A 20,733-nucleotide genomic window follows, 5' to 3' on the forward strand; every position below is an offset into this window, starting at 1 on the left:
CTGGAGCCGGGGGACCAGGTCAGCATTGCTCCGCCGTCGGGGGTGAACAAATAGAAGGGGTACGGATCGTCGGAGAGGCCGGAAAACGTGTCATCGGCAGACTTCCCGCCGACCCGCCTCAGAACCTGGCAGCAGGCGCAAACGTTTACGCCCCTCTCGGAATCGAGTTCGTTCGCATACTGCTCTCGGCCATCGAGCCGTACAATCTCTGGCTAATCGTTATCCTGGGATCCCTGATAAGCCTCATCGGCTACATCCTGATCAAGCTCATGGGTAGCGGGATCGGGGTAGGCCTCACGGTCTGGTGGGCGGTCTGATCTCCAGCACCGTCACCACCCTCAGCTTCTCGCGGCGCAGCCAGGAGCGACCTGAGCTCAACCGCAGCTTCAGCGTGGCCATCCTGCTCGCGTCGGCGATGATGTTTCCGCGTCTCCTGATAGAAATGTTCGTGGTCAATCAGCCACTGGCGATGGGCGTCGCTCTTCCCCTCATGCTGATGGGGGCGACTGGATTCGCCATTGCCTTCCTACGCTTCTTCCGTACCCGACATTCGGAGAGCAAGACAGAACCGGTAGAGTTCGACAACCCTTTCATTCTCGCTGAAGCCGTCACTTTCGGTCTGATCTTTGCCGCCATCCTGATGCTCACGCGCACGGCGACGCGCTACCTTGGAGACGCCTGGTTGTTTGTCGTCGCTCTGATCAGCGGACTTACGGACGCCGCTGGCCATCGCGTTCTCGGTCAGCGACGCGCACCAATCCGAGCGGATTTCGCTGCGGTGGGCAAGCTTTAACCTGGTGGCCCCCTTCGCCGTCATAGGGGGTGTCGGCCTGATCACCAACGTTTACTACGGCTTCGTGCCCGGAATAGGATGAACGGTCGTTCCGGAAGGGCGTGGCGGCGTACTCTGCCTAACCGCTCCGGCCGACATCGGGGGTTCGGGAAATCACCCCCGCGAGCCCGAAGTGATCCGAGGGATAAACCTCCGGACATTCGGGTGCAACAGGCTTAGTGCCGAGCATTCGAATCGACACCGGTTTCCACCCCGCGGTCACGGATCGCAACAGGATTCGGTCGAAGCGTGCCAGCTTGTGCCTCTGTTTGTGCAACAGGCGCATCCTGTTGCGGGCAGTGTCTACCGTATAGCCGGGGTCGCCTCCGTGTAGCGCCGGCCACAGATCGGTGTAACCAGGCTCGATACGTGATTGCTCAGCCCGGTCCCGTGGGTCGAAGTTGAAGTCGCCCATGAGAACGAGGTTCTCGGCTCCATGCAGGCTCGGTAGAATCTGGTCGAGCTGCTCCAGACGCAGCGGCAAGCTAAGCGGCGAACTCTCAAGGTGCAGCGTTCCGACGCAAAGCGCTCCCGCTCCCAGGGTACCTATCAGAATTTTGCGATCCTTGCGGCTGGGCAGGTTGCAGAGCACCAGGTCCGTGACCGGCACCCGCGACAGTAACAGTACGCCGTGGGGCTCCAGCGTGTCACCCTCCGCGTCCGAGACATGATAGTCACGACGGATCCAATCCTCGGCCAGAATGAGGTCCAGCGTAGCGGGCGTAACCTCCTGAAACCCGATCACGTCCGCACTGCAATCCTGGACCAGGTGCAGCAGGGCGCGGAGACGCTGCTGGAGTTGTTGCTCGTAGAACCATAAATTGTAGCTCACCAGGGTTAGGCGATCCGCAATCGCGCGACGGGCGACGGGTGCGGTTACCCACGAACTGGAGGAAAAATCAAACCGTTGGGGACGCAGGAGCGAAACCCTGGGCTGGCTTTGGGTAGGTTCAGTCACGGTTCGTGCCCGGTGATCAGCGTTCCCGACTGACGATGGCCGGAGCGACGCAGGTCTTCGTATTTCATGGCTGAGTCACGTTATATTTTGGTTAGTCTTACTGACAGCCACGGTAGGGGATCTTTATACTCACGCCGCCAAATTCGGCCCCTTCCTCTCGCGTTTACCGCCTCACTTTCTCCGAATCTTGAGGAAAACGGTGACCAGCGACGGGGTTTCTCCAGTTTATCGGTGTTGTTACAGGCGATGATCCTGACCGTCCCGCCGTAAGGCACACAGGATTCATGGGGCCCATCCCTGTGACTGACCGCATCGAGTCAAAGTAGGCCTTTTGCTGTGCCGCAGCACTACGTCGGTTTTGGGTCGTTTACCGACTTTTAGCAACTCCTAATAGTAGCGCCAGCTAAACTTCTGGATTCGGCAAAAGTCGGCCAAATTCCACCCTACACGAACGACTAGCGAACCGCACGTTGATCTCTGCTTCCAGACATTCTAGTGCTGGCAGCATTCGGAAATCTGTTCAGCGCTCCACCAGCTCTACACGCCGATTCAGCGCGCGGCCTTCCTCAGTCTTGTTTGATGCTACAGGAGCAATTAATCCAGCCCCAATTGGTACCATGCGATCTCTTGCTATGCCGTGTTTGGAGCTCAACTCGTTCACTACCGCCACGGCTCTTCGTTCTGATAAATCCTCGTTGTATTCGATCGTACCCTTGTTGTCAGTATGTCCGACAACATAAACGTCTAATGCCGCGTCATTTTGAAGCGCCTTGGCAATTTCGTTGAGTGTTGGATCGGACTCAGGTTTCAATTGATCGCTATCGAAATCAAAGTAGATGCCATATAGTGCAATATGGCCTTTTTGGCCGATCTTCGTCGTCACATCCTCCGCTGTGACAACCTCAAGTGAAGGTTTGAAATCGGCGACTTCGACTACTTCAAGATGTATCAGAGGATGATTCCGCACGCGTGTCGCCCAATCCTGGTTGATGAATTCTGGGGGCGTGCTGATGGCGGAATACACTGAGACATGGTAAAGCGATTCAGGACTTTTAATTTTGCCGTACCAGTAAATTTGATCCTTATAGCCCCGACCACTATACATATGTTGCGAATAGTCGAAAATAGTAGGTATTTGATTGGATTTTCTCCAAGTAAATACGCTACCAAGGTTCCCAAAACAGTCATCGCCCTTGCAGCTATAGACTTCTTCAACTTCCCCAATATCATCGAACGCCTTCTGGTAGTTCCGAAGCACAGCGAGCGGTGACAAGTTCGTTGGTCCAACGTACACGATTCTTGTCCGTTTGCCTTCAACGTTTTCGGAAACGACATCACGCCCCACCGCACCTGTCATAAAGACGCCCTCGTCATAATTGCTCTCGGCGAACCCTATGATCGTGGTATCCGCAACGCGCGGTATCTTCGGATGATCGTGGCTGCCCGGCATATCGGAGTCTGACCGCGCAATATTGAAATTGAGAAGTATGCTTATAGCAAGCGTGCTTAGAAGTAAATTCCTGTGAATTCCCATATCGCTTCTCCTGAGTCATTATAGGTATCGTAGTGGATTACTAAAAAGCAACGTTCTAGCTGTCGCTAGTTTAAAACACAATAATACATGCCGCAGCAGAAATAAGCGGCGTGCCCAGCCCCTGGATATCGTTCTTGCCGGTATCGTCCAGTTCCGTGGTGTCCTGCACCACCTCAGACCACCGGATGCTGCTCGATCCGTTCCAGAGTGGACTGGTAGTGGGGTGCCAGGACCTTCTGCGCGGTGACCTGCTCGTGGGCCAGCATGTGATCAGCGGATCGGGTCTCGCCCCAGCCGCCGATGGCCGTTGGCGTGCTGTTGCGGGGCTGACGCTCCAACTGCTCGATCACCGCGCAGGCGCGCCGGTCCCGGCGCTCGTCGCCCGGATCGACTCCGTGGATCTCCTCTTCGAGTGGGTGGTTCTCGATCGGGTTCCGGTCCGCGCCGACAAGGTCACTCATGCCACTTCCCCCACCGAACACAAAGGCGCGCAGAGGCGCTTGCGTGCATCCCGCCGCAGCGGGTAGCGCCAGATCCGCTTGATCGCCAGGGGTGCCTGTGGCGGCGGTCGTTGCGGCCGCGCCAAAGCCGACGGCGCCGATCACGCCGCGATCGGCATGGATCAGATAGCGGATCTGGGCGCCGACCATGGCGCTCTCCTGTGTGATTTGGAGAGTATTCGATCAGATCCGATGGCCTGTGTCCGGGCATAATTTCCGGGGGCGGAGAAGACGGTAACGATATGACCTTCTCCGGGGCGGTGAATTTTCGTCGGCTTGGTTTGGTCATCGTTCCCTCCGTGAGCTAGTACTAACTCCTATCGAGGAAAACTCCAATTCCGACTGAAGCAAGACAGTTTATAGTCTTTCATATACGGAGCTTACATCGAGCACCGCTATCCGTCGCCTGAAGGCGAGGGGTTTACGGATCCCCTATCGGGGACTCTAAAATGGGACAATGCGTTACCGTAGGTGTGAGTAAATTTCATCAAATCTCTGTAAGGGTTCCAGATGAGGCATTTCCATGTGATCCCGGGTAGCGCCTCGGAAGGTTTGAGAGAGACGCTCCAAACGCTGGGAAATTGCCGTTCAATGGCCGACCTCGAGCGCATTCGACCGATGCACGTACACAGGATCGAGCAGCGCAAGGGCAAAGCGGCGATCAGGTTGTCTGTTGACGGCACGTCGACATTCGTTAAGGTCTACTGGTCGAAATCTCTTTTACAGAAGCTCAAGGACGGGGCCCGTCGGGTGACCCTGGCGGTCAGGGAAGCGCGCAACATCCAACTCATTGCCGCCTGCGGGGTGGACACGGCGGAACTGCTCGCTTACGGATACTCCTCATCGTGGTGGGTTCCCAGCCACAGCTATCTGGTCCTGAAGGAGATCACTCAGGCGGAGACGTTGTGGGAATATGTGAGGCGGACTGGCGATACCGGCGTTGTGGTGGAGACCGCCAAACTGATCTGGAAGATACATCGTTGTGGGCTGGTCCACCGAGACCTGCACAGCAAGAACATCTTACTGAAAACTGTGGGCAGCAATCTGCATCTCGTTGTGATTGACACGCTCGGTGTTCGGCAGGACTACAGCCAGTTGGAGAGGACCGTGGAACTTGGGCGCTTTCTCAGAAAGCACGGGCGTGTCTGGCTGAGCGAGGAGACAGTGGATCGTTTTCGCCGCCACTACTATCAACTCGGCGGCGAACCCATTAGACGATATAAGGACTACGATGAGTTTAAATATATTCTCGATAAAGAACTTTCAAAATATAAGCCCTATCAGGAGGTTTAGTTGTCCTCGCAAGTTCTCCGATACGAGGTCGGACGCGAATCGGCGCGAGGGCGGTAGATCTTAGTCGCATCTATTGCGATTGGTTTCGCAAGGTGGCATGTGGGTTTTCTACTCTCTGTAGGCTTCGAGCCGTCTTCGGCATTGCTGCGTAGAGACCAGTTCGGGTTCGTGGTTGTAGTCGATCAGGAGGTGGTTACGCGGGGCCATGGTTTCACAGAAATCAATCCAGCTATAAAGTATGCTGAAATAAGGGAAATTCGGTTCGTTCACTGTATTCTTCAATGCGAGCAGGCGGAGGAACTCTCGTCGCGGCGCAACGGCTAACGGCCTCCTGAAACAGTTGAGAAGGACCCTGCGGAGCCGATTCCGGATCCTTTTGTAAACGGTCTTTCTGTCAGCAAATAAAGAAAGGATCGTCACTCGGTCCGCCAGTTCTACAATATCCAAGCGGTGATCATGCTCGTATCCACCGAAGGTCTTCCGACTAAGCGGAATTATCGGCAGTGCATAGTGCAGCACGACCTTTTGGTAGCGACTAATATCTAAGTCTGCCGCGTCCTTGGAGTAGACCGTGGTCCAATCAGACAGATCGCCAACGTCTATCTTCCGAATCAGCCAAGGGTAATCCCCACGCTCTAACCGTTTGACAAACGTCGATTTACCGACGCAGGACGGACCGGCAACGACCATCAAGTGGTCGATCCTCTGGTCATCTGCGGCGTCGGTCTCTTCGCTTCCTTTGTGGACTGTCGCGTACCCCGCAGAGCGCGGCGAGGAGAAAGTCTCTATGTTCACAGTCGATAGGAGTTGAGCAACTATTTGAGCATTGAAATCTATGACTTATCAAAATATTACGAATTCATAACTTTAACTGATACTAGCAGACTATTCAAAATTCGCTTGCCACGGTGCAGCGCTTACGAAGATCGCTATCGCCCAAATATGAACCTAACCCGTAAATCTCGCCATAGACATAGAAATAGGCCTCTATATGGCGCATAAAGTGAGTGTGAACAACACCTTACAAACCACCAAGAGAGAGGCCTATGGAAACGCAGTGTAAATCGGAACAGCTTGAGTTTCACGCACTTGGACGGTGGGAAATCGTTGGCCGTTTTGACGGCGGACGGATCACCTCCGACGGTGGCGGATTGTCGTTGCGCGAGGTCGATACCCGCATCGGCCCGATACCCCGACTGGCTGATTGCTTTGTGGATTACCGCAACCCGCAAGCGTTGGATCGCCTGCTGGTTGACGTGTTCATCGAGTCGTACCGTTTGCCCCCACGCGAGATCTGGCCAAGGGCGCCAGTCCGCGCTTTGTGGTGACGAACCTTCCCAGACACCGTGCCGGGGCAAAGCGCCTGTATGAGAAGCTCTATTGCGCGCGTGGCGACATGGAGAACCGAATCAAGGAGCAGCAACTGGGTTTTTTCGCCGACCGCAGCAGTGCGGCGACGCTGCGGGCAAACCAGCTGCGCCTGTACTTTGCATCATTCGCCCAGGAACCGGACCCTGCTCGGCGGATTGCACGACGACGGCCCCGAACCGAAAGGGGGAGATCCTGCCGGTCAGAAGAAAAACGCGAACGGCACGAATCGGGATTTCGGCGAGAACGGAGTCGTTTTCGCCCGGGAGGTGCACTACCATCGCAATCTTAAGTCCGACCGCGTCCCGCCGGCTATCGACACGGTCGGCAATTATTGGTTGACCGGGGAGTTCAGAGTTCAGGGACATCAGCCGCGCAGACAACGTCATCGGCAAGTTGACGGTTCAGTATTCACCGCGCGCATCACGCTTTCACGAACTTGCTGCAAATTCGAACAAAGGGGGGCGGAACCATGATCCTTGCGGGAGATATCGGCGGCACGAAGACCGTCCTGGCCCTGTGGCACAAAAAGGAGGATATTGCCGGCGGAATGCTGCATGAGATCCGGTACGAGAGCGGCAGATACAGCTCCCTCGAAGCTATCATAGAGGAGTATCTGCGCAAAACCCACGCACAGCCCGTGGCCGCCTGCTTTGGCGTGGCCGGTCCGGTGAAGAACCGACGTGCGGAGACCACAAACCTGCCGTGGTTCATCAGTGCCGATGTCATTGGCGGTTCCTTCGATATTCCCGATGTGTACCTGCTAAACGACCTGGAATCCATCGCCACGGCCGTTCCTCACCTCGAGAAAGATGACGTCCGCACGCTCAACCAGGGCACTCCGACCCCCGAAGGAAATATGGCGGTGATCGCCCCGGGCACCGGTCTGGGAATCGCGTTCCTTGTCTGGACCGGCGATCGATATCTGGCCTGCCCCAGCGAGGGCGGACATGCCTCGTTCTCCCCGCGAAACCTGCAGCAGACGGAGCTGTTAACATTCCTGCAGCGCCGCTATGGCCATGTCAGTTTCGAGCGCATATGCTCGGGCAGCCAACTGCCGAACATCTACGATTTCTTCAAGGAACAACGAAGCCTTGCGGAGCCGGACTGGTTGCGGGAAGACCTGGAACGGGCCACGGATCGGACCCCGGTCATCGTCCAGGCGGCTCTCGAGCAGAAATCAAAGCTCTGCGAAGCGACTCTGGACATGTTTGTCCATGTCCTGGGAACGGTGATCGGCAACATGGCCGTCACGCTCCTGCCCGGCGGCGGGATCTATCTCGGCGGTGGGATCCCGCCACGCATACTCGAGCGTCTCGAGCAGCCCGATTTTCTCAGCGCCATTGCCGACAAGGGCCGTTTCTCCTCCCTGGTCTCCGGAATGCCGGTGCACGTGATCCTGAATCCCAAGGCGGGGTTGTATGGGGCCGCCTGGTACGGACTCGAGGCGCTGAAACGGACGGGTCGAGGCTAACAACCCGGCGACACAGCGGGAAGTGATCGATTCCCGCGCGCGAAGGGCAAAAAGCGGGGGGCAGAGGATCGGTATTTCATACTGATAACCCAGGCAACGGCATCGGATAGCGTCCCGCCCGGCATCGCTATCGTAGTGCTCAGACGGGTAAACATCGGGGCGACCGCTCCCCGGTATCGGGCCTGCCGGACTTTCGCTCAGGTCTTCAGTGAATGGATATATTCACGAAAATCATCTTTCAGTTCCGGGTGCTTCAAAGCCAGCTCGACGTTCGCCTGAAGATACCCGAGTTTGCTCCCGCAGTCGTAGCGGGTGCCCTCGAACTCGTAGGCCATGATGCTTTCACCCGACTGAATCTGTCGTGCGATGGCGTCGGTCAGCTGGATCTCCCCACCGGCCCCCTTGCTCATCTGCCTCAGGTGGTCAAAGATCGACGATTCGAGAATATACCGTCCCACGACAGCGATGTTCGAGGGTGCCTCCTCGGGCGAGGGCTTTTCGACTAGGCCGCGGATATCCCAGAGTCGATCGCCCTTCTCGGTCCCGTCCACGACGCCGTAACCGCTGATTTCTTCCTTTGGCACCTGCTCGACGCCGATGATCCCGCACTGGGATTCCTCGTAGACCTCCACCATCTGCATGATACAACCCCGCTCTCCGTCGTCGATCAGGTCGTCGGCCAGGATAACGGCAAAGGGCTCGTCTTCTATGACGCACTGGGCACACGCAACCGCGTGTCCCAGACCCAGCGCTTCCGACTGGCGTATGTAGACACAGCTAACACCGGGAGGTAGCACCTCCCTCGCCACTTTCAGCAGGTGCGTCTTGTTCTTGGCCTCCAGTTCGCTCTCGAGTTCGTAGGCCTTATCGAAGTGATCCGGGATGGAGCGTTTGTTCCTCCCCGTGACAAATATCAGGACATCGATACCGGCCGCCACAGCCTCCTCGGCTGCATACTGGACTAGCGGCTTGTCGACGACTGGAAGCATCTCTTTCGGACTGGCCTTGGTGGCCGGAAGGAAACGCGTGCCCAAACCCGCCACCGGAAAAACCGCCTTCCTTATTTTCTTTCCCATAGATTCCTCTGCTCAATGACTTGCCGCCACCGTCCGCCAATGGTGTGGGCGGCAAGACCGTAAACATAAAAAAATGGCCAATTTTCTACTTTGGCGACGCTCGATCGCACCGTGGGTCAGGATTCGAGCGCGTCCGGTTCGCCTCCTGAAACCCGCGGTATCGGAAGACCACTCGATGCGCTGAAGACATCTCCCGGAAGCACGGAGGCGTGCCAACTCGACCGAAGTGCTCTATACCCGGCCTATCCGGCGAGTGGCAACTCTCAGAGGCTGTAGTGCTTGGATTTGCGCGGCAGCGCGGTATGCGGGCCAACCGGCCTGACCGTTCCCCAGCCGTGACAACCGGGGCATTGCCAGAACAACCCCCTGGATTCGAATCCACAGGAATTACACTGGTAAGAGACCTGCGAATCGATATGCGAGTCTAGTGCGGCTACAACCTTTTCCAAGGCCTCACGTCCATCGGGGATCGCACCATCCGACACCATCTTGACGTACTCGCGAACCATCGCCAGCGCGACCCGCTCCTTTCTGAACTCCGATTCGAAAACCGACGCCACGCGCTCCAGGTCCCCGGCCTTCAGGTAACTCTCCAGCACGGTGAATACGATGTCCTGATCGCATCCGCAAGGCTGGATTTCCCTCAGATAACCAAGGTATCCCTCTGCATCGTTACGGCGCGCATAGGCATCCCTCAGGCGCGGAAGTACCATGCGGATGTAATCTGTGTCCTGCTGATAGACCTTACTGTAGAACTTGATTGCACGACCATACCGCGATGCCCGCAACGCCATATCGCCCAGCAGAATACTTGCGCGGGCACAGGCCGGATCACGGGACAATGCCTTCCTCGCCAGATCCTCCGCCTCCGAAGAGTGCCCGGCGGCATCCCGGGATTCGGCGATCTCACAGTAGTAATGCGCCACGACCGGCTCATGTGCGTCGCCGGCGTCCTGAAGTTGCTGCGCGACCTGTATCGCGGACTCCCAGTCCTTCTCCTGTTCGTATACCTCCATCAGATGGCGGCAGGCCGCACGCTTGTGTCCGTTCTGTGCGATCACTTCCTTAAAAAGCTCTTCCGCGCGATCCAGCAGGCCCGCCTTTAGATAGTCCCTGCCCAGTTCCAGGAGCGCGTCCTCCCTGCATTGGGCCCCCGCACCGGGTCGGGATATCAGATTCTGGTGGATACGTATTGCCCTGTCCACCTCTCCGCGTCGCCGGAAGAGGTTCCCTAGCAGGAGGTGTGTCTCGACGGTTTCGGCATCGACCTCGACGATCTGAAGGAAGACCTCCAGCGCCTTGTCGGGTTTCTCGTCGAGAAGGTAGTTCAGACCCTGAATGTACTCAGGAGAGATCGAGGACGTCAGTCCTTCGTTCCGCTGTCTGTCCGTTTTCCTCGCCACATACCAGCCAGAAGCGGCAGCCACGGGAAGAAGGAACCAGAGTAATGTCAACATAGGAAAGCATCCGGCATTCTCGTCACCTAGAACCGACACGCGCGTGATCCGATCGGTATCCCAGGCGCGGGAAAACGTCCCGTTTGGATATCATCGCGGAATTATAGTCGGTTTAGGTGCGCGCTGATACCGGGGGCGAAACCGGAAACCCGCCATTGCACGCCAGTCCGGACGTGACGCGGCCGTACACGATCAGGAATCGGCCGCCTCCGCGACCTCCGGTACCGGCGCCTTGGACAGATTGACCCGGTCCCTGAGCTCCTTGCCCGGCTTGAAGTGGGGAACATGCTTGCCCGGCAATGATACCGCCTCCCCGGTCTTGGGATTTCTCCCGATCCTCGGCGGCCTGTAGTGAAGCGAGAAACTGCCAAATCCCCGAATCTCGATACGGTCTCCTCCAGATAATGCACCACTCATCATTTCCAGCACGGAATTCACCGCGAGTTCTACATCCCTGGTCGCAAGGTGTTGTTGCTTGAGTGAAACTTGTTCGATCAGCTCGGACTTTGTCATCGCCATACCGTTCATTCCTTGTGCCCTATCCCGCAATGTGCTTTCAGTTGCCTGCTCAACGTTTACGGAAAGGCGCGTCTCGCAGGCAATAGCGTTCTCGTGTCGAGCACGGGAACGCTGCCGCGTAAGACCACAGGGACTCTGAACCCGCAAATATCACCACGATAGAGCACCAAGTACCTGGCGTTTTTCCCGTGCCTGTCGCTCGCGACGGTGCACTTCCTGCCCCCCCGAAAACTTTAGTTTCCGGGGGGACTCCCAATCGACCAATGACCCTGTGCAGTAAAGCGGCCAGCGCTACTCGTCCTTGTCGCCGCCAATCTGCTCCTTGAGCAGGTCTCCAAGTGAGGTCGTCGCTTGTTCCCCGCCCCGGGTGTAGTCCTGCAGGGCCTGCGCCTCGTCCGCGACCTCCTTCGCCTTGATGGAAAGGTTGATGACACGGCGCCTGCCGTCGACACCGACGAATTTCGCCTCGACCTCGTCACCGACTTTGAGCACGCTGCGTGCATCCTCCACCCGGTCACGCGAGAGTTCCGAGGCCCGCAGGGAGCCCTCGACACCGTCGGGCAGGTCGATGACCGCGCCTTTTGCGTCCACTTCCCTGATCACCCCGGTGACCACGCTACCCTTCGGATGTTCGGCAACGAAATTTGAGAAGGGGTCCTTGTCGAGTTGCTTGATGCCGAGGCTGATCCGCTCGCGCTCCGGATCGACGGAAAGCACCACGGCCTCGACCTCGTCGCCCTTCTTGTAGTCCCTGACGGCCTCCTCGCCCGAGGCACTCCAGGAGATATCCGAGAGATGGACCAGGCCGTCGATGCCGCCGTCCAGGCCGACGAAGACGCCGAAATCGGTGATCGACTTGATGCTGCCGCTGACCTTGTCGCCCTTGTTGTGCGTCGCCGCGAAGTCGTCCCAGGGATTGGACTGGCACTGCTTGACGCCCAGCGATATCCGTCGGCGCTCCTCGTCGATGTCCAGGATCATGACCTCGACTTCCTGCCCGACGTGTACGACCTTGTTTGGATTGACGTTCTTGTTGGTCCAGTCCATCTCGGAAACGTGTACGAGACCCTCGACGCCGTCCTCGATCTCCACGAAACAACCGTAGTCGGCGATATTCGTCACGGTACCGAATAGGCGCGTGCCTTCCGGATAGCGGCGGGTGAGATCGACCCAGGGATCGTCGCCCAGCTGCTTGAGACCGAGCGAGACGCGGTTGCGCTCGCGATCGAACTTGAGGACCTTGACCTCGACTTCGTCGCCGATGTTGACCACCTCGGACGGGTGCTTCACCCGCTTCCAGGCCATGTCCGTGATGTGCAGCAGGCCGTCGATGCCGCCAAGATCGAGGAAGGCGCCGTAGTCGGTGAGGTTCTTGACCACACCTTTGAGGACCAGTCCTTCCTCGAGGCTCTCGAGCAGCGCCTCGCGCTCCGCACTGTATTCCTTCTCGACCACCGCGCGCCGCGAGACCACCACGTTGTTGCGGCGCTGATCCAGCTTGATGACCTTGAATTCCAGCTCCTTGCCCTCGAGGTGGGACGTATCCCGCACCGGGCGCACATCCACCAGGGACCCCGGGAGAAAGGCACGGACGTTGCTGATATCGACGGTAAAGCCGCCCTTCACCTTACCGGAAAGGACCCCGGATACGGGATTATCGGACTCAAACGCGTCCTCGAGGATGCCCCAGGCCTTGGCCCGAATCGCCTTTTCACGCGACAGCCGGGTCTCGCCGAAGCCGTCCTCCACGGCATCCAGCGACACCTCCACGACGTCGCCGACGTTGACGTTGATCTCGCCGTCGGGACTCCTGAACTGCTCGATGGGGATGACCCCCTCTGACTTCAGTCCGGCATGCACGAACACGTTGTCGTTGCGGATATCGACGACGGTCCCGTTAATGATGGTGCCGGGACGCATCTGGATGCTGTTCAGGCTCTCTTCGAAAAGCTCGGCAAAATTCTCGCTCATAAATAAGGTTAACTCGTACTCAACTGCGGGCCTCAGGTGTCGCTACCGACTGACCGTGGAAGTCCGGGGTTATGGTTCATCGTCACCTCGCCCAATTCCGCGCGCCCCGTCTCATCGGCAATGAGATACGCAGGCCAGCGCCTGCTCGAGGACCTCGGAAATGCTCAAACCCGTCGAATCCAGGATGATGGCGTCTTCGGCGGGTTTAAGCGGCGCGACCTCACGGTTTGCATCCCGTTCGTCACGCTTGGCGAGCTCGTTCAAAAGGTCGGCAAATCTAGCACCAACTCCTTTGTCTTTCAACTGCTTATAGCGCCTGCGGGCACGCTCTTCAAGACTCGCAGTCAGAAAAATCTTGGTATCAGCCTCCGGGAAGACCACCGTACCCATGTCGCGCCCGTCCGCGACCAGGCCAGGAGGCCCGGCAAAGGCCCGCTGCCGCTCCAGCAGCGCGGCCCGCACGCCCGGATCGGCCGCCACCCGGGAGGCGGCCTCGCCGCAGGCCTCGGTTCGGATCTCCGTCCCGACATTCCCCCCGTCCAGCAATGTGACCGGCTCACCGTCGGCGCCGGTTCGGAACTCCACCGCAAGCTCCCTGGCCAACCGTGAAAGCGCCGGACAGTCATCCAGCGCCACACCGCCGCGCAACGCGGCAAGCGCGGTCAGCCGATACAGTGACCCGCTGTCGAGGAAGCGATAGCCCAGTTCTTTCGCCAGCAGATGGCTGATCGTTCCCTTTCCAGAGCCGCCGGGACCGTCGACGGTCACCACGACACCGCGCTCGCCCATCCTCACACTCCCCGGCCGCAGCTTAGGCGATTTCTGTCCCCATTGCTCAGCTCCCGGATACCCAGTCCCGCGGACCCCGCCAGCGCGGCGAAACCGGGAAACGAGGTGTTGACGTTCCGGCAGTCCCGGATCTGCACGGGAGCCGAGGCGCGCAACCCGGCCATGGCGAATGCCATTGCGATACGGTGATCTCCACGGCTGTCGACCTCGCCGCCCGAGATTTCCCCGCCATCGATCACGATCCCGTCCGGAGTCGGCGTCGCACTCACACCAAGGGCGGCGAGGCCGTCGGCCATGACCTGGATGCGGTCGGTCTCCTTGACGCGCAGTTCCGCTGCCCCGGTGACCCGTGTGCGGCCCTCAGCGCAAGCCGCCGCGACGAAGATCGCCGGGAACTCGTCGATCGCCAGTGGCACTAGGTCAGTTGGCACGTCGATTCCTCGAAGCCGGGCCGGGCGCACCCGCAGTTCAGCCACCGGCTCCCCGCCAACGGTGCGCGGATCCAGCACCTCGATATCCGCGCCCATGGCTCGCAGGACGTCGATCACCCCGGTCCGGGTCGGATTGATACCGACGTGGCGCAGCGTCAGGTCCGAGCCCCTGGCGATGCTCGCGCCCGCGAGGAAAAAGGCTGCCGACGAGATATCCGACGGCACATCGACTCGGGTTGCGGAGAATACGCCGCCTCCCACGAGACAGACCCGTCCCTCGCTTCGTTCAATGGGGTATCCGAAGGCCTCCATCATGCGCTCGGTATGGTCCCGCGTGGGGGCGGGTTCGGTCACGCAGGTCCGCCCCCGCGCATAGACCCCGGCAAGGAGAAGGCAGGATTTCACCTGGGCGCTGGCTACCGGCATCGTATAATCGATGCCACGTAGTTCCATAGGACCCGACAGGGACAAGGGCGGCGTGCCGCCCGTTCCGGTCTGCACCCGCGCACCCATGGCCTGCAACGGGTCGGTTACCCGCCGCATCGGCCGCAGGGACAGCGACGCGTCCCCGGTCAGGCGCGAATCGAATGGCTGCCCGGCCAGCAGTCCCGCCATCAGGCGCATGGCGGTTCCGGAGTTCCCCATGTCCAGCGGTCCCTGCGGTTTGCGCAGACCGTCCCGGCCCACCCCATGAACGGTCACGCTGCCATTTTCCGGCCCGTCGATGCGGACCCCCATGTCGCGAAAGGCGTTCATCGTCGCCAGACAGTCCTCGCCCTCGAGGAAGCCGCTCACCTGCGTCACGCCCTCGGCGAGCGCGCCGAACATGATAGCCCGATGGGAGATCGATTTGTCTCCGGGCACGCTAAGCACGCCGCAGATGGCGCCGCCCGGTTCTACCTGGAACTGGAGGTCTGCCATCACCCGATATGGAGGCTGTCGCGCGCCGCCTTGGCCCGCGTGAAGATGTCTTTCAGCGCCTGTCCGTCGCCAGCCTCGATGGCGGCATTGACGCGATCCAGTTCCTCGCGGAAGTATCCGATCATCCGGGTCAGCGCCTTGCGATTACCCAGACAGATGTCACGCCACATGACCGGGTCGCTCGAGGCGATCCGTGTGAAATCCCGAAAACCGCCGGCGGCGTAGCGGAACACATCCTCGTGGTCTCCCAGGCGCGCTAGCCCGTCGACCAGGGTGAATGCCAGCATATGCGGCAGATGGCTGGTGGCGGCGAGGACCTCGTCGTGATGCTCGACCGTGGTTTCCTCGACCATGGCGCCGGTGCGTTCCCACATCTCCCGCACCTCCCCCAGCGCGCGCACGGCGGTGTTCTCCAGCGGCGTGAGGATCACGCGGCGACGATAGTAGAGGTCGGCGAAGGCCGCCTCCACACTGCTCTTCTCTGTACCCGCGATGGGATGACCGGGGACGAAGTTCTCGGGAATCCCGCCGAGCGCCCGGTCCACGGCCTCGACGACCCAGGCCTTGGCACTGCCCACATCGGTGAGGATGCTCTCCGGTGACAGGGCCCCGCGCAGTCTACGGCAGACCGCCTCCACCGCACCGAGCGGCACGGCCAGCACCACCATGTCCGACCCGGCCGCGGCCTTGCCGGGATCGAGTTCGTAACGGTCGATCACGCCCAGCGCCACCGCCCGCGCGAGATTCGCCTCGTTGCGGCTCGTCCCGACGATCTGGCCGACATGATGCTCCCGCCGCAGGGCCAGCGCCAGGGAACCGCCCATGAGTCCGACACCGACGATGCAGAGTCGATCGATCACGATTGCAGCGCCTTGTCCAGCGCGGCCAGCATGCGCTGGTTCTGCGGCGCCGTGCCCACGGTGATCCGCAGGTGCTCGGGAAATCCGTAGTTCGCGACGGGACGAACGATGACACCCTCGCGCAGCATGGTGTCGTAGACCGGCAGGGCCTCGCGGGCGACGTCGACACAGATGAAATTACCCACCGAGGGGATGTGTCTCAGACCACGTTCGTCGAAGGCCCGAGCGAGCACCGCCAGGCCATCGTCGTTGACCTTCCGGCTTCTCTCGATGTGTGCGTCGTCATCCAGCGCCGCCCGCGCGCCGACCTGACCCAGGAGATTCACATTGAACGGCTGGCGCACCCGATTCAGCAGATCCGCCACATCGGGGTGCGACAGCCCATAACCGACACGCAGGCCGGCAAGACCGAATATCTTTGAGAAGGTGCGTGTCACGACCAGCCTCGGGAAACGTTCCAGCCAGGCCGAGGCATCCGGATACTCCGCTTCGGACACGTACTCCGCATAGGCCTCGTCCACCACGCAGATCACATGCGAGGGGAGCGAGTCGACGAAGTCGTGCAAGACGTCCGAGGCGAGCCAGGTCCCGGTCGGATTGTTGGGGTTCGCGACGAAGACCAGTCGTGTGTCGCGGTCGACCTGGCGATAAAGGTTCTCGAGGCTGTGCCCGTAGGGCATCGCCGCAGCCGGCGGATTCGGGGTCGCCACGCGCGAGACGGCGCCGGTCGCTGTCGTCACGATGGGATAGACCGCAAAGGCGTGCGCCGAATACACGGCCGACCTGCCCGGAGCGAGGAAGGCCCTGGCCAGCAGTTCCAGGATGTCGTTCGACCCGTTGCCGACGGTGACACAGTTCATCGGCACCCCGTGTCGCCGGGCAATGGCTTCCTTCAAGGCGAAACCATTACCGTCAGGATAGTACGAGACCGCATCCAGTCGTTCACGCATCGCCGCCAGCGCGAGCGGACTCGGTCCCAGGGGATTCTCGTTGGACGCGAGCTTGATCGAATCCTTGATGCCCAGTTCCTGTTCCAGGGTCTCAACCGGCTTGCCAGGCTCGTAGGGCCGCAGGCGCCGGACGCCCTCGACCGCGAGATCGATGAATGCCGGGGAATCAGGATCCGTCGGTGATATCGATGCCGTCATTATCGTGATTCGAGCCGTCCTACGCCGCCAGGGAGTGCAGGACGGGCTTTTGCGACACCCTCACAGGACCGCGCGGGGGTAGGACCCAAGGATGGTGAACAGATCGGCCTCTTGCTTCAGTTCGGCGAGTGCGGCACCCACGTTGGGTTTCTCGGCGTGCCCCTCCATGTCCAGGAAAAACACGTACTCCCAGTTCACGCAATGCGAGGGGCGCGACTCGATCCGCGTCATGCTGACGCCGTGCCGCGAGAGCGGCTCGAGCAGGGCGTGCAGGGAACCGGGCTTGTTTCGCGCCGAGACCAGCACACTGGTCTTGTCGTTGCCACTCGGGGCGACCGTCGGCCGGCCGATGATCAGGAAGCGCGTGGTGTTGTTCGGGTGGTCCTCGATATTGTTTCGCAAGACCTTGAGGTTGTACTTCTCCGCCGCAGCGTCTCCGGCGATCGCGGCGAATTCCGGTTCGCCCGCGACACGCCGCGCGGCCTCGGCGTTGCTGCTGATCGAAACCCGCTCGGCGTTTGGCAGGTTCGCATCGAGCCATTCCCGGCACTGCGCGAGAGACATCTGGTGCGAGTAGACGCGGCGAATCGAACCCATGTCCTCGCGCGCGCACATCAGGTGATGATGGATCCGCAGTTCCACCTCGCCGCTGATCTTCAGTGAGGATTGCAGGAACATGTCCAGGGTGTGATTGACCACGCCTTCGGTGGAGTTCTCGATGGGGACGACACCGTACTGGGTCGCGCCGGATTCCACCTCGCGAAACACCTCGTCGATGGAATTCAGCGGTGTGGTCTTCACCGAGTGGCCGAAATGCTTGAGCGCCGCCTCCTGTGTGAACGTCCCCTCGGGCCCGAGGAAGGCGATGTCGAGCGGTTCCTCCAGTGCCAGGCAGGCAGACATGATCTCCCGGAACAGCCTGGCCATTTCCTCGTCGTTCAGGGGACCGCTGTTTCTCTCCAGGATGCCGCGCAGGACACGGGCCTCGCGCTCGGGCCGGTAAAAGATCGCTTTGGGGTCATGGTCACGCTTCACACGCGCGATCTGCTGCGCGACCCGGGCGCGGTCGCTGATCAACGCCAGGATGCGTTTGTCCAGGTCGTCGATCTGCTCCCTCAGGGCGCCCAGTGACGTGTCCTGCGTCATGATCTAGATTACGCGCACCTTGAGTACACCGTCGATGTCCGAGATCCGGCCGACGATCTCGCTGTCGACCGGCGTTTCCGTGTCGAGCAGGGTATAGGCCACGCTGCCGTTGGACTCGTTGGCCATGTGCACGATGTTCACCCCGGCCTGACCGAGATCGCTCGACATCTTCGCCACCATGTCCGGGACGTTCGAGTTGACGATCGCCAGACGCGCCTCACCCTTCCGCGGAAGGCTCAGACGGGGCAGATTGACGGAATTGCGGACGTTTCCGTTCTCCAGGTACTCCCGGACCTCATCGGCCACCATCACGGCACAGTTCTCCTCCGCCTCCCGGGTCGATGCCCCGAGGTGCGGCAGTGCGATGACGCGGGGGTGGCAGCGGATCTCGTCGGTCGGAAAGTCGCTGACGTAGGCATAGACCTTGCCTTCGTCCAGCGCCGCCAGCACCGCAGTGTCATCCACGATGCCGTCGCGGGCGAAGTTCATGATGACCACGCCGTCGCGCATCAGCCGGATGCGGTCCGTATTGATCATGGCGCGCGTGCTGTCCACCAGCGGAACGTGAAAGGTCAGGAAATCCACCTTGCCCAACAGGTCGTCGATACTCGTCGCCTGCTCGACCTCGGCCGACAACTGCCAGGCCCGCGCCACCGTGATCGTGGGATCGTACCCGATCACCCGCATACCCAGGGACCTGGCCGCATTCGCCACCTTGACACCGATCGCGCCGAGGCCGATGACACCGAGGGTTCGCCCCGGCAGTTCGAAACCGACATACTGCTTCTTGCCGGCCTCTACCTGGGTCGCGAGTCCGCCGTCGCGTGCATCGAGTGTGGAGGTGTAGCGCCAGGCCTGACAGATATTCCGGCAGGCCAGCAGCATGCCGGCGACCACAAGCTCCTTCACCGCGTTCGCGTTCGCCCCCGGGGCGTTGAATACCGGCACACCCATCTGGCTGAGTTTCTCCACCGGAATATTGTTGACCCCCGCTCCGGCCCGCCCGACGGCTTTGAGGGACGCCGGAAATGCCATGTCGTGCATGTTGAAGGAGCGCAGCAGGATGGCATCGGGGTTGGTGATCTCGGAGGCCACTTCGTATCGATCCCGCGGCAGGCGGTTCAAGCCCTTGACGGAGATATTGTTGAGGGTGAGCACCTTGAACGTCATGTTGGGCCGGGGATATCAGGACTATCGGGTAACCCGTCGCTACGCGGTAGCGCCGGTCTCGCTGTGGAGCGTTTCGGGAGGACGAAGTTTACACGAACTGAATCGGCAATTTGAGCGGTATCACCTCGTGCCGTCCGCCGCCGGGGTCGGACGAGCGCCGCCCCGAAACCTCAATCGACGGGTCAGCCCCGAGTACGCTCGAACTCGGCCATGAACCCGATCAACGCATCGACCCCAGCCTCCGGCATGGCGTTATAGATGCTGGCGCGCATTCCGCCGACGGAACGGTGGCCCTTCAGGGTCAGCAGACCCTCGATCGCCGCGGATTTCAGGAAATCGTCGTCGAGGGCTGGATCGGCCAGGGTGAAGGGTACGTTCATCCACGAGCGGCATTGCGGATCCACGGGGTTCGCGTAGAACCCCGAAACGTCAATCGCCGCGTAGAGTTTCTCCGCCTTGCGCCGATTCGTGTCGCCCATGACCCCGATTCCACCACGGTCCAGGATCCACTGAAACACGAGCCCCGCCAGGTACCAGGCATAGGTCGGCGGCGTGTTGTACATCGATCCCGCCTCGTCGTGCAACGTATAGGTGAACATGGCCGGGGTCCCGGGGCGCGCCTCCCCGATCAGGTCCTCGCGTACCATGACGACGGTCAATCCGGCCGGTCCGATGTTCTTCTGGGCGCCCGCGTAGATCACCCCGTATCGGGAGACATCCAGGGGGCGCGACAGGATCGTGGACGACATATCGGCAACCAGCGGCACCTCCCCCGTTTCCGGGACGTAGGGGAATTCCACCCCGCCGATGGTCTCGTTGGGGGTGTAGTGGAGGTAGGCCGCATCCGCCGACAGATCGAGGTCCGCCTGCGCAGGCACAGTGGTGAATCCGCTCTGCTCTGTCGTGGCGGCGATGCGGACATCACAGAACCTGCGCGCCTCGGCAATGGCCTTTTTGGACCACTGCCCGGTGTTGAGGTAGTCGGCCGAACCCCGGTCCCCCAGAAGATTCAGCGGAACCATGGCGAACTGACTGCTGGCGCCCCCCTGCAGAAATAGAACGCGGTAGTTGTCGGGGATCGACAGCAGCTTGCGAAGGTCCCTTTCGGCCTGGCCCGCGATGGACATGAATTCCTTGCCACGGTGGCTCATCTCCATCACCGACATGCCGCTGCCGTCCCAGTCCTGCAACTCGGCCGCGGCACGTTCCAGGACCTCGGCCGGCAACATGGCCGGTCCGGCGCTGAAGTTGAATGCTCTGGTCATCTCTCCATCTCAGATAACGAC

20 protein-coding genes and 1 pseudogene are annotated in these 20,733 nt (G+C 60.3%); 6 read left to right on the forward strand and 15 right to left on the reverse strand.

The window, feature by feature from the left end; translation table 11 throughout:
• Together LJE91_15275 and LJE91_15280 are read left to right on the forward strand one after the other, a co-directional pair.
• Positions 1 to 317 (forward strand): hypothetical protein (locus LJE91_15275; protein ID MCG6870035.1); only part of this gene is annotated, 317 nt, incomplete at its 5' end.
• Entirely contained in the window at positions 305 to 793 is a 489-nt protein-coding gene (locus tag LJE91_15280) for a DUF4010 domain-containing protein (GenBank protein MCG6870036.1), read from the forward strand. The genes LJE91_15275 and LJE91_15280, both read left to right, overlap by 13 nt.
• 118 nt (positions 794 to 911) lie before the next feature.
• On the opposite strand, the gene LJE91_15285 is transcribed toward LJE91_15280, so the two are convergent.
• From LJE91_15285 to LJE91_15295, 3 genes are all read right to left on the reverse strand, one after another.
• On the reverse strand, positions 912 to 1,664 hold the full coding sequence (locus LJE91_15285; GenBank protein MCG6870037.1) for an endonuclease/exonuclease/phosphatase family protein: 753 nt from the start codon (positions 1,662 to 1,664) through the stop codon (positions 912 to 914).
• A 646-nt stretch (positions 1,665 to 2,310) separates the two neighbouring features.
• Positions 2,311 to 3,324, reverse strand: coding sequence for an OmpA family protein (locus tag LJE91_15290; protein ID MCG6870038.1), 1,014 nt, complete (start codon positions 3,322 to 3,324; stop codon positions 2,311 to 2,313).
• A 173-nt stretch (positions 3,325 to 3,497) separates the two neighbouring features.
• Positions 3,498 to 3,974 carry a hypothetical protein gene (locus LJE91_15295; protein ID MCG6870039.1) on the reverse strand — a complete coding sequence of 159 codons (477 nt, stop codon included), beginning with the start codon at positions 3,972 to 3,974 and terminating at the stop codon, positions 3,498 to 3,500.
• Positions 3,975 to 4,415: 441 nt separating this feature from the next.
• Between LJE91_15295 and LJE91_15300 the strand changes: the two genes are divergently transcribed.
• A complete protein-coding gene (locus tag LJE91_15300; GenBank protein ID MCG6870040.1) occupies positions 4,416 to 5,117 on the forward strand; it encodes a hypothetical protein in 702 nt (233 codons plus the stop codon).
• A 108-nt stretch (positions 5,118 to 5,225) separates the two neighbouring features.
• Here the strand turns inward: LJE91_15300 and LJE91_15305 are convergent, their stop codons facing one another.
• Entirely contained in the window at positions 5,226 to 5,810 is a 585-nt protein-coding gene (locus tag LJE91_15305; protein MCG6870041.1) for a hypothetical protein, read from the reverse strand.
• Positions 5,811 to 6,163: 353 nt separating this feature from the next.
• Here LJE91_15305 and LJE91_15310 point away from each other — a divergent pair, with 353 nt between their 5' ends.
• From LJE91_15310 to glk, 3 genes and pseudogenes are all read left to right on the forward strand, one after another.
• On the forward strand, positions 6,164 to 6,445 hold the full coding sequence (locus LJE91_15310) for a transposase (protein MCG6870042.1): 282 nt from the start codon (positions 6,164 to 6,166) through the stop codon (positions 6,443 to 6,445).
• Positions 6,421 to 6,618: pseudogene (locus LJE91_15315) on the forward strand (transposase). Before LJE91_15310 ends, LJE91_15315 begins: the two are co-directional and overlap by 25 nt.
• 339 nt (positions 6,619 to 6,957) lie before the next feature.
• Complete coding sequence (glk, locus tag LJE91_15320) at positions 6,958 to 7,959, forward strand: glucokinase (GenBank protein MCG6870043.1); 1,002 nt, start codon at positions 6,958 to 6,960, stop codon at positions 7,957 to 7,959.
• 197 nt (positions 7,960 to 8,156) lie between these two features.
• On the opposite strand, the gene galU is transcribed toward glk, so the two are convergent.
• The 11 genes from galU to serC all read right to left on the reverse strand — a co-directional run bounded on the left by galU (position 8,157) and on the right by serC (position 20,712).
• Positions 8,157 to 9,035: a UTP--glucose-1-phosphate uridylyltransferase GalU gene (gene galU / locus LJE91_15325; GenBank protein ID MCG6870044.1), complete on the reverse strand. Its 879-nt coding sequence runs from the start codon at positions 9,033 to 9,035 to the stop codon at positions 8,157 to 8,159.
• Between the two features lie 263 nt (positions 9,036 to 9,298).
• The gene (gene lapB / locus LJE91_15330; protein ID MCG6870045.1) at positions 9,299 to 10,492 is read right to left on the reverse strand and encodes a lipopolysaccharide assembly protein LapB; all 1,194 of its coding nucleotides are present in this window, start codon (positions 10,490 to 10,492) and stop codon (positions 9,299 to 9,301) included.
• Between the two features lie 192 nt (positions 10,493 to 10,684).
• Positions 10,685 to 11,041 carry an integration host factor subunit beta gene (locus LJE91_15335; GenBank protein MCG6870046.1) on the reverse strand — a complete coding sequence of 119 codons (357 nt, stop codon included), beginning with the start codon at positions 11,039 to 11,041 and terminating at the stop codon, positions 10,685 to 10,687.
• Positions 11,042 to 11,302: 261 nt separating this feature from the next.
• The gene (gene rpsA, locus LJE91_15340; GenBank protein ID MCG6870047.1) at positions 11,303 to 12,982 is read right to left on the reverse strand and encodes a 30S ribosomal protein S1; all 1,680 of its coding nucleotides are present in this window, start codon (positions 12,980 to 12,982) and stop codon (positions 11,303 to 11,305) included.
• Between the two features lie 111 nt (positions 12,983 to 13,093).
• Positions 13,094 to 13,771: a (d)CMP kinase gene (gene cmk / locus LJE91_15345; GenBank protein ID MCG6870048.1), complete on the reverse strand. Its 678-nt coding sequence runs from the start codon at positions 13,769 to 13,771 to the stop codon at positions 13,094 to 13,096.
• A gap of 2 nt (positions 13,772 to 13,773) precedes the next feature.
• The gene (gene aroA, locus LJE91_15350) at positions 13,774 to 15,123 is read right to left on the reverse strand and encodes a 3-phosphoshikimate 1-carboxyvinyltransferase (protein ID MCG6870049.1); all 1,350 of its coding nucleotides are present in this window, start codon (positions 15,121 to 15,123) and stop codon (positions 13,774 to 13,776) included.
• Positions 15,123 to 15,983, reverse strand: coding sequence for a prephenate dehydrogenase/arogenate dehydrogenase family protein (locus tag LJE91_15355; protein MCG6870050.1), 861 nt, complete (start codon positions 15,981 to 15,983; stop codon positions 15,123 to 15,125). Before LJE91_15355 ends, aroA begins: the two co-directional genes overlap by 1 nt.
• Positions 15,980 to 17,131 carry a histidinol-phosphate transaminase gene (gene hisC, locus LJE91_15360; protein MCG6870051.1) on the reverse strand — a complete coding sequence of 384 codons (1,152 nt, stop codon included), beginning with the start codon at positions 17,129 to 17,131 and terminating at the stop codon, positions 15,980 to 15,982. The genes LJE91_15355 and hisC overlap by 4 nt, the downstream gene beginning before the upstream one ends.
• Before the next feature lie 60 nt (positions 17,132 to 17,191).
• Positions 17,192 to 18,277, reverse strand: coding sequence for a prephenate dehydratase (pheA, locus tag LJE91_15365; GenBank protein MCG6870052.1), 1,086 nt, complete (start codon positions 18,275 to 18,277; stop codon positions 17,192 to 17,194).
• 3 nt (positions 18,278 to 18,280) lie between these two features.
• Positions 18,281 to 19,447, reverse strand: coding sequence for a 3-phosphoglycerate dehydrogenase family protein (locus LJE91_15370; protein ID MCG6870053.1), 1,167 nt, complete (start codon positions 19,445 to 19,447; stop codon positions 18,281 to 18,283).
• Positions 19,448 to 19,629: 182 nt separating this feature from the next.
• The gene (gene serC / locus LJE91_15375; GenBank protein ID MCG6870054.1) at positions 19,630 to 20,712 is read right to left on the reverse strand and encodes a 3-phosphoserine/phosphohydroxythreonine transaminase; all 1,083 of its coding nucleotides are present in this window, start codon (positions 20,710 to 20,712) and stop codon (positions 19,630 to 19,632) included.
• Positions 20,713 to 20,733: the final 21 nt, after the last annotated feature.

The organism is Gammaproteobacteria bacterium, from assembly GCA_022340215.1.
Taxonomy (GTDB): Bacteria; Pseudomonadota; Gammaproteobacteria; order JAJDOJ01; family JAJDOJ01; genus JAJDOJ01.